This is a genomic window from Nocardiopsis oceani (genome assembly GCF_054777395.1).
The window spans coordinates 1-14,813 of sequence record NZ_BAAHAR010000008.1 but is presented as its reverse complement, the minus strand read 5'-3'; the positions used below and the strand labels follow the sequence as shown (position 1 = coordinate 14,813).

At 65.9% G+C, this 14,813-nt stretch carries 13 protein-coding genes and 1 tRNA gene; 8 read left to right on the top strand and 6 right to left on the bottom strand.

Going from position 1 to position 14,813, the window contains the following annotated elements; genetic code table 11:
- Nucleotides 1-120: 120 nt before the first annotated feature.
- A complete protein-coding gene (locus ACYVDG_RS05850) occupies nucleotides 121-3,006 on the bottom strand; it encodes a penicillin acylase family protein (RefSeq protein WP_460747301.1) in 2,886 nt (961 codons plus the stop codon).
- A gap of 276 nt (nucleotides 3,007-3,282) precedes the next feature.
- On the opposite strand from ACYVDG_RS05850, the gene ACYVDG_RS05845 reads away from it, so the two are divergent.
- Entirely contained in the window at nucleotides 3,283-3,792 is a 510-nt protein-coding gene (locus tag ACYVDG_RS05845; RefSeq protein WP_460747300.1) for a hypothetical protein, read from the top strand.
- Between the two features lie 231 nt (nucleotides 3,793-4,023).
- On the opposite strand, the gene ACYVDG_RS05840 is transcribed toward ACYVDG_RS05845, so the two are convergent.
- Nucleotides 4,024-4,920: a cobalamin biosynthesis protein gene (locus ACYVDG_RS05840; RefSeq protein WP_460747299.1), complete on the bottom strand. Its 897-nt coding sequence runs from the start codon at nucleotides 4,918-4,920 to the stop codon at nucleotides 4,024-4,026.
- 498 nt (nucleotides 4,921-5,418) lie between these two features.
- Here ACYVDG_RS05840 and ACYVDG_RS05835 point away from each other — a divergent pair.
- Nucleotides 5,419-5,494 (top strand) — tRNA-Arg (locus ACYVDG_RS05835).
- A 361-nt stretch (nucleotides 5,495-5,855) separates the two neighbouring features.
- Here the strand turns inward: ACYVDG_RS05835 and ACYVDG_RS05830 are convergent.
- From ACYVDG_RS05830 to ACYVDG_RS05820, 3 genes are all read right to left on the bottom strand, one after another.
- The gene (locus tag ACYVDG_RS05830; protein WP_460747298.1) at nucleotides 5,856-6,026 is read right to left on the bottom strand and encodes a hypothetical protein; all 171 of its coding nucleotides are present in this window, start codon (nucleotides 6,024-6,026) and stop codon (nucleotides 5,856-5,858) included.
- Between the two features lie 272 nt (nucleotides 6,027-6,298).
- Complete coding sequence (locus tag ACYVDG_RS05825) at nucleotides 6,299-7,018, bottom strand: FadR/GntR family transcriptional regulator (RefSeq protein WP_460747297.1); 720 nt, start codon at nucleotides 7,016-7,018, stop codon at nucleotides 6,299-6,301.
- A 44-nt stretch (nucleotides 7,019-7,062) separates the two neighbouring features.
- Nucleotides 7,063-8,235, bottom strand: coding sequence for an MFS transporter (locus tag ACYVDG_RS05820; protein WP_460747296.1), 1,173 nt, complete (start codon nucleotides 8,233-8,235; stop codon nucleotides 7,063-7,065).
- 217 nt (nucleotides 8,236-8,452) lie between these two features.
- Between ACYVDG_RS05820 and ACYVDG_RS05815 the strand changes: the two genes are divergently transcribed.
- The 6 genes from ACYVDG_RS05815 (at nucleotide 8,453) to ACYVDG_RS05790 (ending at nucleotide 13,916) form a co-directional block, all read left to right on the top strand.
- Nucleotides 8,453-8,653 carry a ferredoxin gene (locus ACYVDG_RS05815; protein WP_460747295.1) on the top strand — a complete coding sequence of 67 codons (201 nt, stop codon included), beginning with the start codon at nucleotides 8,453-8,455 and terminating at the stop codon, nucleotides 8,651-8,653.
- Nucleotides 8,643-9,893, top strand: a complete 1,251-nt coding sequence (locus ACYVDG_RS05810; RefSeq protein WP_460747294.1) for an NAD(P)/FAD-dependent oxidoreductase — start codon at nucleotides 8,643-8,645, stop codon at nucleotides 9,891-9,893. The genes ACYVDG_RS05815 and ACYVDG_RS05810 overlap by 11 nt, the downstream gene beginning before the upstream one ends.
- 38 nt (nucleotides 9,894-9,931) lie before the next feature.
- Nucleotides 9,932-11,365, top strand: a complete 1,434-nt coding sequence (locus ACYVDG_RS05805) for an aromatic ring-hydroxylating oxygenase subunit alpha (RefSeq protein ID WP_460747293.1) — start codon at nucleotides 9,932-9,934, stop codon at nucleotides 11,363-11,365.
- 43 nt (nucleotides 11,366-11,408) lie between these two features.
- Nucleotides 11,409-11,945 (top strand): 3-phenylpropionate/cinnamic acid dioxygenase subunit beta, encoded by a 537-nt coding sequence (locus ACYVDG_RS05800; protein ID WP_460747292.1) that lies wholly within the window; start codon nucleotides 11,409-11,411, stop codon nucleotides 11,943-11,945.
- Nucleotides 11,946-12,115: 170 nt separating this feature from the next.
- Entirely contained in the window at nucleotides 12,116-12,919 is an 804-nt protein-coding gene (locus ACYVDG_RS05795) for an IclR family transcriptional regulator (protein WP_460747291.1), read from the top strand.
- 283 nt (nucleotides 12,920-13,202) lie between these two features.
- Nucleotides 13,203-13,916 (top strand): isochorismatase family protein, encoded by a 714-nt coding sequence (locus tag ACYVDG_RS05790; RefSeq protein ID WP_460747290.1) that lies wholly within the window; start codon nucleotides 13,203-13,205, stop codon nucleotides 13,914-13,916.
- Nucleotides 13,917-13,942: 26 nt separating this feature from the next.
- Here the strand turns inward: ACYVDG_RS05790 and ACYVDG_RS05785 are convergent, their stop codons facing one another.
- The gene (locus ACYVDG_RS05785; RefSeq protein WP_460747289.1) at nucleotides 13,943-14,686 is read right to left on the bottom strand and encodes an MFS transporter; all 744 of its coding nucleotides are present in this window, start codon (nucleotides 14,684-14,686) and stop codon (nucleotides 13,943-13,945) included.
- Nucleotides 14,687-14,813: the final 127 nt, after the last annotated feature.

Below are 14,813 nucleotides of genomic sequence, written 5' to 3'. Positions count from 1 at the left end.
AGTCCTTAAGCTACCCACACAGACCCGGCGCACCACAAAATCAGCCAGATGGATACACGATTGCGGCCCGCGCCGCCCCGTTCGCTTCGGGGCACCGCGGGCCGCATCCGTTGCTCGGGGCTACCTGCCGCCGGAGAACTGGTAGACGAGCTGATACGTGGGCCGGTTCTGCCACGCGATGGGCCACATGTCGATGCCGCCCACCGACTGGTGGATCACCGTGTCAGCGCACAGTTGGTCACCGGCCGAGCAGTGGTCGTCACCAGGGTAGACCTCACCTTCAGGGGTGGCTTCCGCCGCCGCGAGGGTGTCCAGCAGGACCGTGCGGCAGGAGTCGACATCGCCGTCACCGCAGTAGGTCTCGTCACCGAGCGTCCCTTCGACGTCGTGGCCGAGGACCGTGCGCAGGTCCTTGTCCACGTAGGACCACCAGCCGTACTGGTAGGCCGAACCCACGTGGCCTACGCCCGACGGCGCCTCGTCGATCGACGCCGCCCTGCTGAGCTCGGTGAACAGGTCCTCGCCCAGTCCCGGCTCGAACTGCGCCTCGACCAGCAGCGGCCACCAGGCGTCCAGCACGCGGATGGCATCCTCGTGGTCGTAGTGCCCGGCGTCGCGCTCGGGTTCGCGGCGCAGGGAACCGGACTCGCTCCACGCACGCAGGTCCTCCACCGTCTCGGCCAGTTCGGGGTCGTCCACCGCCTCGGTGTCGATCACCTCCAGTAGCACCGGAAGGACCTCCTCGGCACGCAGGTCGGCTACTCCGGCCTCCATCATGGTTGCGGTCAGCGAGGCCGCCGTGAACTGGTGCCCCTCCCCGATCCGGTCCGACACCCGGGTGTCCAACAGATCGTTGCGGTGCACCGAACCGGTGGACCAGGGCGAGGTGTACCCGTCGGCGGGCTTGTTGTTCCAATTGACGATGTAGTCCGCGTTGGTCTCCTGCGGGTGATCCTCCTGCGGGTGGTAGTCGGCCTCATTGGTGACCGGGTCCCAGCCGGACCAGCCGGAGTCGGAGTAGGCGTCGATCGGCAGGGTCGGGTTGGTGCCCTCGGTCCGGACCGGATTGGCACCGGAGTTGATGAAGGCGATGTCCTGGTCGTCGACGTAGTGCCAGTTGAACGCGTACTCGATGTCGTCGGCGGCCTGCGTGAAGGTCTCCGCCGAGGTGATGGCATCGGGGTCGTTGAACTGCTGGAAGCCGAGGATCGAGTCGACCTCGCGCATGTAGGTGGACCGCAGCTCGGTGAAGGCGACGGGTGCGCCGTCGACCGTGGCGAACGACCGCACCAGGCCGAACTCCGAGCGCAGGGAGGTGAGCGTGTATCCGCCCTCCGGCGTGCCGTCGGCGATGGTGGGCGTCCAGTCGTTGCTGACGCTCAGTTCCTCGAAGTCCGTGCACTCCCCCGCCGTGTCTACGTAGGAACGCGAGGACGTGCCGGGGTCGGAACCGTCGGTCTCGCACAGTTCGACCGCGAAGGTGTCGGTGATGTCCTGGCCCGCCGACGTGGCACTCCAGGCGTAGTCGACGCCGCGGCCCATCTGCACGTAGAAGCTCACCCCCGCGAAGGAGGCGCCCCGGGCGCTGATGCCGGGGCCTTGGAGTTCCTGGAGCATAAGGAGCTGCGGGGAGAAGTAGCCGGTCTGGGGCCCCATTACCGCGACGGGGTTGCCGCTCTCGGTGTGCTCCCCGGACACGAGCAGCGCGTTGGACATCCCGCGCGGGTCGAGGAAGTCCTCGGGCAGGACGCCGTCGTCGAAGATGCCTTCAGCGGCGGACAGGTCGCCGTCCTCGACCATCTCGTCGAGTTGCGCCTGCTGTTCCTCGGGGAGCTCGTCGACGGTGGGCGCGTCGGGTCCGGGCGCGTCTTCGGCGCTGGAGGCGAGCGAATCGGCCGCGGCGTCGGACGAGGCGGATCCGTACTCGTCGTGGACGATGTCGTAGGGCTCCACGGAGCCGGCGTCGGGGGCCACCTCGCCGACCGGGTCGTCGGGGGTCTGGGCGTAGGGGAACTCGCCGTCGACGCTGGCCACGGCCTCTGGGTCGTTCTCCATACGCCAGGCGTGCCAGAGCTCGAGCCCTTCCTCGGCTCCGTAGCGGTCCTGGAAGTTGGCGAGCACGATCGCGGCCTGAACCTCGCCGCCGCCACCGCCGCCGAAGATGCCGCCGACCATCGCGCCGATCCCGACGACGTCCGTAGGTGTGAAGTGTTCGATCTCCCCGGCGTTGGTGATGGCGTCCTTGTGCCCGGTCAGGACGTACTCGCCCGGGAAGTAGCGGCCGCTGTCGGCCTCGTCGACGTAGGCGTTGACCCCCTCGAGATAGGCGTCGACGTCGGCGAGGGCCTGCTCACCGCGCTCGCCGCCCTCCGTGGCGACCCGGTCGATCTGAGCCTGCTTCTCCTCCTCGGTGTACGGGGCGGTGTTCCACAGGTCCTGTTCGAGTTCACGGTTGCCCTCCGCGCCTCCGGCGAAGGAGGTGAGTTCACCGCTGCCGACGCGGCGCAGGACGTCCATGAGGAAGAGGCGGTCCTCGCCCGCGGCGTATCCGGCGCCGTACATGGTGCCTTCGCGCGTGGTGCCTTGGACGTGCGGGATGCCGTGGTGGGAGTCCCGGGTAATCGTGACGTCGTCGCGTGGTTGGTACTCACGGCCGACGTCGTCCTCTTCCACACCGAAGGTGGCGTCGATGAAGAAGTCGTCGAGGCCCTCGTCGGTGAGTCCGTCGTAGTGGTGTACGAGGTCGTCGTACATGTCGAGCTGGCTGGAGGAGTGCTCTGGCCGGGTGCCGAAGGCCTGGTGGGCGAGGATTTCGGCCAGCGTGGCGCTGCCGTTCTGGCCGGGCGGGAGGATGTCGAGGCACCCGTCGGGCGCGCAGTAGTCCTCGTAGGTCGGGGGTTCGGCGGAGGCCGGTGTCGCGGGCAGGGCGGCGACAGTGGACGCCGTGATCGCGAGGGCGGCGCCCACGGCACCGGTGCGGAGCCGTCGTCGGAGGGATGGGGGCATGTGCTGTCACCACCTGGGGGTGCGGGCGATGGATCAGCCGCATGTTACGCACGAGTAAGGAAAGTGCGAAAGACATTCATGTTTTACGGCCAGCCCGCCCCAAGGCGGCGAAAAATGGATGGTTTGGAGTGATCCGCGCCACACCAGGCAAAATCCCTGCGTGCGCGGGGTACAGGACTCAGCACAAACGGTCTGCTTTGGCCACATTCGGCCACACCCCGTTCTCATGCTGAGACTGACAGTGGACATACAGGCGTCCTTTGACAGAATCCCCCCATGAATCAGCACCCCAATCCCCACCAGGGGCAACCCTGGCAACAGCCCAGCGGCGAGGCCCCCGGCTGGGGACTGCCCCCTGAGCAGCACACGGGCGGCCAGTTGGAGCCCTACGGCACCGGCGGTTACCAGGCCGCCAACACCGGAGGCCAGCCCGTGCCCAACGAGCCCACGCTCGACACCATCGGGGACATCGCGATCACGCAGAACACCGTGATCACCCCCGGCGGACGCTTCCCCATCAGGGGGACGGTGTGGACCGTGACCGACATGAGCCGCACCGAGCAGTCCACCCCCGCCTGGGCGATCATCATCGCGATTCTCTTCATCTGGACCTGCCTCCTGAGCCTGCTGTTCCTCCTCGCCAAGGAGACCAAGACCAGCGGGCACATCCAGGTCACCGTCCAGGGCGGTGGTCACTACCACGCGGCCCAGATCCCGGTGAACAACAAGGCCTACGTGCACCACGTCAACCAGCAGGTCAACCACGCACGGTCGCTCGCGGCCTGAACCCGGGCCCACACAGGCCGAAAACCTCCGACCGGAACACCCCGCTGAATCATGCCGGCGGGACGACCGGCAACCCCTCGGGGCACCCTCGGCCAGCAGCCGCTAGACGGCACCGGTGTCCATGTGGTGTTCCACCACATCCCCCAGCGCATCCAGCCGGGACTCACGGGCCGCGGCGAAGTCGGTGCCCGAAGCCACCACGAACCCGCGGCCCACCTCCCAAGAGGACGTTCACCGAAGCACCGCCACCAACAGAGCACCGAGGTTCACGGCCTTCGCCAGCCTGACCGCCCTGCGGATATCGCCCACCTCCACCGGAAGCCCCTCTCCCATCAAAGGGCGCCGCTCCTCACGGTCCCCGTACGAGTTCGTCCCACCCAGAGTGCGCCCCAGCGCGCCGGCGAAAGCGGCTTCACACTGCCCGGCGTTCGGACTCGGGTGCGCGTGGCGGTCCCGCCGCCACACGCGCCACGCCCGCCCCGGCTCCCCGCCCACCACGGGCGCGGCCAGCACGGCGAGCACCGCGGTCAGCCGCGCAGGTGCCCACCCGGCCACGTCGTCCAGGTGCGCGGCGGCTTTCCCGAAGCGTTCGTAACGCGCGTTCCGGTGCCCGACCATGGCATCCAAGGTATTGACCGCCCGAAACCCCACCAGCCCACCGGCACCGCACAGGGAACCCCAGACCAACGGGCCCACCACGGCGTCCGACGTGTTCTCAGCGACCGATTCCACCACGGCCCTGGCGACCCCGGACTCGTCCAGGAACTCGGGGTCGCGCCCACAGAGCCCCTTCACCAACGCGCGGGCTCGCTCCAAGTCGTCTGCTTCCAAAGCGTCTGCGACGCGCTCCGCTTCACGCCCCAGCATGCTGCCGCCCAGCACGGTCCACGCGGCCACCGCCGTCGCCAAGGTCCCGCGGGCACGCGATCCCGCCAGAACCACCGGCAGGACGGCCGCGCCCGCGAAAAGCACACCGGCCCCCACCGAGTCCCGGTAGAGCCACCGCTCCAAGCGCCCCACAGCGGCACCGAAGAGCGCCACCGGATGCCCTCGCTCAGGGTCGGGAACCGCTCTGTCCAGCAGAAACCCGCCTACGAGCCCTCGTCTCAACCACCCAGTCAACAGCACTCCCTGTCGTTTCCAAACCACAGCAAAACCACGTTTGCTACGCAATGTATTCACCCATACACCTAGAGCGCCCTACAGTCGACCCGGGGAGGGGACCGCATGCTGGTCGCTGTGGCATCACTGATGATCCTGGCAGGTCAATGGTGGATTTTCTGACCTAGCAGGCCGCCCCTCACCGGGGGCGGCCCCTCGGAGTTGACGAAACGCCAGCAGCACAGCAGCGCACCAGGTGTTAATCACCGGTAACGTGGGGCGCGAGGCCCATAGCGACCGGTTTGGTGGAACGCGCGTGGTAACGAGACGCAACTACGAATCACCGTAGTTGGTGAGGCTTTGCCCTCCCGTGAGCGACATCAGACGAATACCCTAGAATGTCTGCTCGGGACACCAGAGACACCACGGCACGGGCCCTCCCGACCGTAGGATCGCCTTCCCGGCCCCACGACCGGCGACACCGCGGTCGCCACGCCCTGCCACGCCGGGCCACAACTCAATCGCGCACCCGTAGCTCAGTGGATAGAGCACCGGACTTCTAATCCGACGGCCGCAGGTTCGAATCCTGCCGGGTGCACCACAAAACCCCAGGTCAGACGGGGTGCGCGAGGACCTCGAAAGAGGTCCTCGCGGCGTTTGGGGGCGTTGTGTGCTCCTGGTGTGCTCTTCAGTTCAAACTCAGTCGAAACAACCCCACCGGACTGAGAAAGGCCAGGCCACAGCCCACTCCGCCCGGAAAACGACGGCGGGGCGTACCCGGCCACAGGGCCTGTCAGGGCTGGGGCTCTTCCAAGGACGGGGATGGGTGGGCTGCCCCTGGCAGTTCAGGGCCAGTGTCGGGCCACCACACGCCTGTGCGTAGAAACCCTTCCCCGGTTTGAGCGACCAGGACGCCTCGATCGCCCTCCCCTTATCGGTGGCTGATCCACCCGAATGCGGATTCACCCTGTCGAAGCGCGATCGCGCAGCAGGCGGACGCCGTTGAGGGCGACGACGACCGTGGAGCCCTTGTGCCCAGCCACCGCGAGCGCGAGTGGAAGCGTGGCCACCAGGTCCCAAGTCACCAGCACCACGATGAACGTGCTTGCGATTCGCGAAACCACGGAACTCACGCATGAGCAACTCCTACGCCCCGACCAACGCGGACGAGGGCCAGTCAGGCGTGGACGAAGAACGACCACGCCGTTGCGTCTGCGGCAGCAACGTTGGCCGCCAATGAATCACCCTAGCCGATGTGACCAGCAACGCCCAGGACAATACCCTTCCCCCAGTCCTGTCTGGGGTTCTACATACCGCAAGAGGTCTTCCACAAGTAGCTGCTGGAGGGCCAGGACGAGGGCGTTGCTTCAACGAATCGACACCGCCACGCACTGCAGAACAAGAATCAGAAGGCCAACCGGTTGGCCGTCCGCTGTAGATGCTCGCCCAGCACAGTCTGTGCCCGTTCCACGTCACGGTCACGAACAGCTTCGACGAACGCCCGGTGTTCCTCGACGCCTTGTTGACCTTCGTGGTGCGCCTGTTGCAGGGACTTCAGGATCGGCTCCCGGAACGAGCGCATGAACATCACTACCGCCGGGTTGTGTGTGGCCGCCGCGATCCGCGTGTGGAAGTCGAAGGACATGGCCACGGTGTAGGATCCCTGGGACCTCGCCTCCGCCGCCTTGTCGCACAGGTCCATGAGCTCGGTGATGTCCTGGTCATTGGCCCTCTCACACACCAGCGGAACGATTCCCAGCTCGAAGACGCTTCTAGCCTCGGTGACCTGAGCCGAGGAGAGGGCCGACATGCTCAGGAGATCGGTGATCCCCTCACTGACCTGTCCGGATGAGGGGATCGTGACGAAGGCGCCGCCGCCACCGCCGACACGGATCTCGACCAGCCCGTTCGCCTCCAGCATCCGCAGTGCCTCACGCACGGTGATCCGACTGACGCCGAAGCGCTCACCCAGCTCCCGTTCGGAGGGCAGACGAGAACCGACCTTCAATCCGCCGGAGCGGATTAGGGACCGGACCTGGTCGACGATGGTCTGCGAGATACGCGTACTCGACACCGGCTGGAACATGTCCACCGCGTCGTTCGGTGTATCGGGCCCGGTAGACAAGGCATCTCCTGAAGTTGAGCGTTCGGCTGTGGAAACGGGCCGGGTCACTTTCGGCCCCCGGTGTTATTGCGGGAGTTGACCGCCACCGGAAGAACCATGAGGAGGCCGGACACCACCAGTGCCACACTCAACGGTGACACGACGACCAACCCGGCGACACCGACCGGCGCCAATAGAAGTGTCCCGGCCCGAAATGTGCCGGTGGACGCGATCGCCTCACCCCGCTCTTCAGACCCGGTCGAATCGGCCGCTAGGGCGGGACTCACCGTCTGGAGAGCACCCGCGCCGACACCGGACAACATCAGTGCCGCCCCAGCGAGCACTGCGCTCGACGCCACCGGCCCCACCGCAGCGATTCCGACCCCGGTAGCGATCGTGCCAAGGATCAGGGACCACCGTATACGCGAACCGGTGACCCGCCCAACGAGTACGCTTCCCACAAGGGATGCGGCATTCGTGACTGACACGAGCACGCCGATGGTCGAGGATGACTGACGGGCTTCCTCAAGGACGACCGGCACGTAGGAACCGAGCAGGCCGCGCCAGGCACCTGACGTCGCGCTGCCCCAGCAGGCCTCGTAGACACCGGGCCTGCGCCAGATACCGCCCCTGCGCCGGTCCGAGGTGCGCGGCCCGAACGGAGCCAGCCGCACCAGCAGCAGCGCGGGTACGACGGCACAAGCTCCAGCGACGGCTCCCACAAGAAGGGCCAGCTGCGCGGAATGCTCGGAGAGCAGGCCCGCCAGGACGGGGCCGCCGAGGAGGCCGAAGCCCGCAACCAGGTTGATCTTAGCCAACGCGCCCACCGATGAGTCGGACGTGCGTACCGCGTGCGTCTGCGTTCCGGTCCAGAAGAACGCTCGCGCTACGCCTTGGAGTAGCTGCGAGACGATCACAGCCGCCCAACCGCTCGACACCACGACGATCCCGCACGAGATCGAGATGAGCGCTCCCGAGGCCACCACGAACACCTTGTCGGGCAGGCGCCGCATAAGAGCTCCCAGACTCAGCCGAGTGGCCATCTGGGCCACCGCCGCCATGGCGATGACGATCCCGACCTCTGCGACTTCGTAACCGGCCCGGACCATCAACAGTGGGACCGCGATACCGGCGATCGCGTGTGAAAGCGAGAAGAGGGCCACCGACAGGCCGCTGGCTACGCCGTCTCCCCTTGCTCTGGGCGGTTCGGACTCCTCGGGTGGATCAGCTCTGGGCACGGGTTTTCGCCATCCGTCCGGTCTCGGCTTCTGTGTACGGGCTCGTTCGTGATCTTCTTGACGCCGTTGACACGTAGGTCAGACCTTCTTAAGGTATGTTGGTAAGACCATCAAGGCAAGCGCACTCGCACAGCGAATCCAGAGATGGTCGACACTCACCCTTCGTGATCAGCGGTTGCGAGAGCGAGGGCCCGAAAAGCGACCCGGGGAGCGATCCATGCGCATCGGCGCGGATATCGGCAAATGTCAGGGATACGGAAACTGCGTGGTACTCGACTCAGAACACTTCGACCTGGACGACGAAGGCATGGTCGTCGTGCTTCGGGAGTCCGTGGAGGAGAACGAGACTGACAAAGCCACCGAAGCCGTCCGGAGCTGCCCCGTGAACGCGATCTGGCTGACCTCCGATGAAGCCTGAACACGTCGTCGTCGTCGGAACCTCCGTGGGCGGGATCCGCACTGCCCAGGCACTGCGCAGCGCGGGTTTCCAAGGCGACGTCACCGTGGTGGGCGCGGAACGGGAGGCCCCCTACGACAAGCCCCCGTTGTCCAAGCAAGTGCTGACCGGCGAGCAGACCCGCTCCGACATCGCTCTTCTCGGGGAGTCAGGATGGGCGGGCGAGCGCATCGAGGCCCACCTCGGCCATGCGGCGACGAACCTCGACACCACCCGTCGGCGGGTACACCTCGACAACGGTGAGGAAATCCCCTACGACGCCCTGGTCATCGCAACCGGTGTACGCGCACGCACCCTCGGCCCGCAGGACACTCAGCTGGTGCACACGGTCCGTGAGCTCCAGGACGCAACGGCACTGCGCGAACGGATTGCGCGCAAGGGTCCGGTCGTCATCGTCGGCGGAGGGTTCATCGGCGCCGAGGTGGCATCGGCAGCCCGCAGAATCGATAACGACGTGACGATCGTGGAATCACTCGCCACCCCCTTCGCTCACGTTCTGGGACCACGTGTGGGAGGGCTCCTAAGCGGCATCCACCAGGAGGCGGGCGTGTCAATCGTGACAGGAGCAGCCGTCTCCGCGATTGAGCAGCTCCCCGACGACACAGGGGTGCTCCACCTCTCCGACGGCCGTCGTCTCCACGCGGGCACCGTCGTCGTGGGGATCGGTTCCATTCCCAACGACGACTGGCTCGCCCAGTCCAACCTCCGCCTCGACAGGGGGGTGATCACCGACGAGTTCTGTGCGGCTCACGGCGCGGAGGGGGTGTACGCAATCGGTGACGTCGCGCGCTGGTACGACGTGCACACCGGGCAGCACCGGCGGGTCGAGCACTGGACCAGCGCGGTCGAGCAGGCCCACCTGGTCGCGCACAACATCATGGACCCCGGCAACCAGAGACCGCATACCAAGGCGCCCTACTTCTGGTCCGACCAGCACGGGACCAAGATCCAGATGGTCGGCCAGGCCTCCCCGCAGGACCACGTCGAGCTACTGCGCTGTCGGACCACTGCTGGGGAACGGAACATCGCCCTGTACTCGCGGGACAAGTGGTTCAGCGCCGCCGTTGCCTTCGGCTGGCCCCGGGCCGTCATACCGTGCCGACAGGCATGGGAGGGCGGAGCCCCCGTCGCCGACGTACGGCAGCGGATCCAGGCGCTAGCCACCGAGGTCACCCCGTTGGACACCACGAGCCCCGTCTAGAGCGACCCTAACCACACAGCACAGAAAGGCAGAAAACTGTGACCGCTACATTCGATCCGGGAGCTGCGGGGGCCACGTCCTCCGTCCGTGAACTCGTCGATACCGACCGCGGCGAGATCAGTCGCGAAATCTTCGTCAGCCCCGAGATCCACAAGCGCGAGCTCGAGAACCTCTTCCCCCGCGCCTGGCTCTTCGTCGGCCACGAAAGCCAGGTGCCCAAGCCCGGGAGCTTCTTCTCCGCCTGGATGGGGTCCGATCCGGTTCTGCTGACCCGTGACAGTGAGGGCGAGATCAATGTGCTGTTGAACTCGTGCCGCCACCGAGGAATGCGGGTCTGCCGGTACGACGAGGGAACGACCATGCAGTTCACGTGCCCATACCACGCGTGGTCCTACTCCGTTGACGGATCGCTGGTCTCGGTCCCCGGTGACCTGCACGGCGTGCCGCAGATGAAGGCCGCCTACAACGGACGCCTGGACAAACCGAGCTGGGGCCTCATCCGCTGCCCGAAGGTGCGCAACTACAAGGGACTGATCTTTGCCTGCTGGGATGGCCAGGCCCCCGAGTTCGACGACTACGTGGGCGAGTTCCACTGGTGGCTGGACAACCTCGCGGACGCCTTCGACGGTACCGAGGCCGGCACCGAGGTCTTCCGCGGTGTGCACAAGTGGCGGATCAAGTCGAACTGGAAGTTCGTCTCGGAGAATTTCCTCGGCGACACCTACCACGGCGCCTCCACTCACGCCTCCGTCGAGGCCGTCGGGATCGGCCCCGGCGGTGCGGGAAAGCGCCGCCACGGTGAGCGCCAGAACGAAGGTGGCTTCTCCAAGGGCCGGATGAAGACGTCGTTCCGGCTCGGCCACGGCGCCTCGGACAACCTGGAGTACGAACTGCAGTACCCCGAGTTCGCCGAACCGCACCTTGACGAGTACTTCGTGAACGCGTGGGAGACACGCAAAGAGCGCCTCGAAAAGGAGGGTCGACCGCTGGGCGGCCGCGGACCGGCCACCATGTTCCCGAACATGTCCTTCGCCGCAGGCTTCCCCCGAACTATCCTCGTTGCCCACCCGATCGGTCCGAACGAGACCGAGGTGTGGCGCTGGTACCTGGTGGACAAGTCGGCCCCGAACCACGTCCGCGACTGGCTGCGCCACTACTACATGCGATACGCGGGCCCAGCCGGGATGACCGAGCAGGACGACATGGAGAACTGGGACTACGCCACCGGGGCGAGCATGGGCGTGGTGGCCCGCCGATACCCGTACAACTACCAGCAAGGGCTCGGCGACGAGCAGCCAAGCAAGCTCGAAGGGGCGGTGCACTCCCACCACGCGATCGCCGGCGAGGTGAACGCGCGCGCCTTCTACCGCCGCTGGTCCGAGTTCGTGGACAACCTTTCATGGCCCGAGCTCAACAAGCTGGCCGAGCACGACCCCCGGGCGGGTGGCAAGCAGGTCGCCGCAGAGGACTGACTCCGTCCGCTCGACACCCCGACCAATGACTCACGGAGAGATCATGGCAATCAACGAAAAGGCTTTGGAGCGACTGCTGCTCCACTCGGAAGTGTCGGATTTCCTGTACCGCGAGGCGGACCTGCTCGACGAGCGGCGCTACGAGGAATGGCTCGACCTGCTCGCGGAGGACTACCAGTATTCGGTCCCCCTGCGGATGAACGTGCATTTCGATGACGTGGACGAACTCGAGACGACCCGGGCCGGCAGCGAGATCTGCTGGTTCGACGAGGGCAAGGAGACCGTCGGCCAGCGAGTACAACAGCTGATGACCGGCAAGCACTGGGCCGAGGAACCGGTCTCCCGTGTATCACACCTTGTGAGCAACATCCGGCTTGAGAGTGTCGAGCTACCCGAGGTAGAGGTCAGCTGCCGGTTCCTTGTCTACCGCAACCGTGTCGCCGACGAGACTGACTTCCTCGTGGGCCGCCGACGCGACAGGGTGCGCGGAACCGGGGACGGCTCCTGGCAGGTGTGCCGACGGGAACTGTTGCTCGACCAGTCCGTGCTCCTGGCCAAGAACCTCTCCATCTTCGTCTGACATCTCCGTGCCCCCTGTTTCCTGTGCAACAGGGGGCGTCGTCAGCTCGACACCCAATGAGCGCGTTCGGGTCCTGTCAACCGAGCACCGGATCAGCCAGAGCGCACACCCGGTATCCTGGACCTTCGGAAACCAAAGGAAGGTACTGAACTTGCGGATAGGCTTCGTCCATGGCTGAGGACTCCCCCACAAAAAAGGACAAGGCAGGGCCCACCTATCCCATTTCGTCCGTGGACAATGCGCTGCGCCTACTCCTGATGTTCCGTGACCAGGAACGACTGCGCCTGTCGGATGTGGCCACGGCGCTCGACGTCGCCCATTCCACCGCCCACCGTCTGCTGGCGATGCTCATGCACCACGGGTTCGTACGGCAGGAGGGCGATCTGCGCACCTACGTACTGGGACCGGCCATGCTCGACGTGGGTTTCGCGGCAATCCAGAAGATGGATATCCGCACCTACGCACGCCCGGTACTCGAAGACCTCGCGCAGAAGGTTGAGGAGACCGTGCACCTGGCCCGGCTTGAGGGCAACACGGTTCGTTACCTCATCTCCGCCGAATCCAGGCACCCGCTGCGCGTAGCCGACCGGACCGGGCAGGTACTGGCCGCCCACCTAACGGCAACCGGCAAGGCCATGCTCGCCGACCTCGGCACGGACCAGCTCAACGAGCTCTACCCCAAAGACGGGGAGGTCAAGGACGGCATCGCTCTGAGCCCCGAGAGTCGGGAGGAGCTGGACAAGGAACTCGCTCTCGTCCGTGAACGCGGCTACGCCAGTAACCACCGCGAGGACGAGGACATCTTTTCGTTGGCAACCACCGTGCGCTCAACGGACGGCAGGACGGTCGGCGCGATAAACGCCTCCGCTCCCTCACGCCGCATGGGCCCCCAACGCCAGTTCGTCGTTGTCCGCCAACTCCACGCAGCCGCTGCTCGGCTCGAGGAACTCCTCGGGGACCAAGTACGGAGATAAGGGGTCCTTGCCCGCCTCTCCTCTCCGGCCACGCACCTCACCCCGCAGTCGGTGTTGCCTGCCCGCACTGGACGTATCCTCCGGCGAGGCCGAATTCATTAATCTACTCATAGACGCTTATGCGGAATCCCTGCCACACGCTGCCCAAGACATCGCCGACCTGCGTCGACGTTCAAGGAACGCGGGTTCTGCATGAGCCTCAAGGCGTCACTGACCAGTGGGGACGTTCAGGGAACGCGGGTTCCGCATTAGCCCCATACGTTTCAAACTCTTATGGAGAGCCATGCCAATCTGGGATAAATTCCTCACCGAGAATGACAGAACCGTATTCGATACCGCCGGTTACGGAACCTACCTCGGCCCGGGGAAACACCCCGCCCTCCTGGTCGTTGACGTAAGTTACGCGTTCACCGGAGACAAGGGCGAGTCGCTCATCGATTCGATCACCGGATCGCGTAACAGTTGCGGCCCCAGGGCTTGGCAGGCCATCCCCCACATCCAGAGTCTGCTCGAAGCCGCCCGGGCGAAGAACGTGCCGACCTTTTACACGACCGGGTATGACACACGCCCGGGGGACGTCGGCACAGGCCTTTGGCGAAGTTCCCGCAAGGACGAGGTGGTACGTCCCGCAGGCAGGAACCCGCAGGAGATCGTTGCCGAGGTCGCCCCCCAGGAGCAAGACATCGTTCTGACCAAACGCGCACCCAGCGCTTTCCACGGGACCCCGTTGGCATCCGACCTGACGGGACTGGGTGTCGACACACTCATCGTCGTCGGAACCACCACTTCCGGATGTGTACGAGCGACCGTCGTCGACGCCTTCTCGAACAACCTTCGGGTCCTCGTAGCCGAAGAAGGCTGCTTCGACCGCGGCGAAGCATCCCACGCCATGGCCCTGTTCGACCTCAACGCGAAGTACGCCGATGTCATGGCCAGTCCTGACGTCCTCGAGTACTTCGCAGGGCTGGAGTCGGATCTCTACGGGCCGATGCGCTGATCGAGCCAGGATTCGCCTGGCATCTGTCACAGTGAGCGCATTCGTGCAGCGGACAACACCGGCAGCGTCATGATGACACCACACACCACCAGTGCCCCACTCAACGGGGCCACCAGGACCACACCCGCCAGACCCACAGGACTGGCCAGAAGTGCTCCTGCCCGGAACGTCCCGGTCGAGGCGATCGCCTCACCCCGTTCATCGTCGTGGGCGGAGTCGGCGGCAACGGCCGGTCCGATTGTCTGTAGCATGCCCGAGCCGAGACCGGATACTGCCAGTGCCGCCCCTACCAGCAGAGTTGCCTCGGCAGCCGGACCCACAACGGCCATTCCGACACCTGCGGCCAGCGTTCCGATAGTCAGAGACCACCGGACCCTAGAGCCGCTGACTCCACCCACCAGCACACTCCCCGTCAGGGAGGCAGTATTGGCGATCGCCACCAGAGCGCCGATGGTCGACGAGGACTGACTAGCCTCTGCCAGGACAACAGGTATGTAGGAGCCAAGTGCTCCGTACCACGCACCCGCGGTAGCACTCCCCCAACAGGCCTCACGTATACCCGGCCTGCGCCAAGGTCCTCCGCGTGGCCGATCCTTGCGTGGCGGGGCGAACGGGGCCAGGCGCACCAGCAGTAACGCCGGTACCACGGCGCACACGCCTGCGATCGCTCCGACGAGAAGGGCCAGCTGCGGGGAGTGTTCGGACAATAGTCCCGCAACCACCGGACCACCGAGCAGGCCTATACCCGCGAGCAGGTTGACTCTGGCCACTGTTTCGTACCGGAGTTTTTAGAGACTCGGAACCGACGCATCGACGGGTGTCGATGCGGGATTGTGCTGGTAGAAGTCGGCTTCGAACTCCGAGGGTGGGACCAGGCCGATCTCTCCGTGCAAACGG

Coding starts and splice junctions, on each gene's coding strand:
- ACYVDG_RS05790 (WP_460747290.1), top strand. CDS start 13,203: ATGCCAATCTGGGATAAATTCCTCACCGAGAATGACAGAACCGTATTC.
- ACYVDG_RS05845 (WP_460747300.1), top strand. CDS start 3,283: ATGAATCAGCACCCCAATCCCCACCAGGGGCAACCCTGGCAACAGCCC.
- ACYVDG_RS05850 (WP_460747301.1), bottom strand. CDS start 3,006: ATGCCCCCATCCCTCCGACGACGGCTCCGCACCGGTGCCGTGGGCGCC.
- ACYVDG_RS05810 (WP_460747294.1), top strand. CDS start 8,643: ATGAAGCCTGAACACGTCGTCGTCGTCGGAACCTCCGTGGGCGGGATC.
- ACYVDG_RS05815 (WP_460747295.1), top strand. CDS start 8,453: ATGCGCATCGGCGCGGATATCGGCAAATGTCAGGGATACGGAAACTGC.
- ACYVDG_RS05795 (WP_460747291.1), top strand. CDS start 12,116: ATGGCTGAGGACTCCCCCACAAAAAAGGACAAGGCAGGGCCCACCTAT.
- ACYVDG_RS05800 (WP_460747292.1), top strand. CDS start 11,409: ATGGCAATCAACGAAAAGGCTTTGGAGCGACTGCTGCTCCACTCGGAA.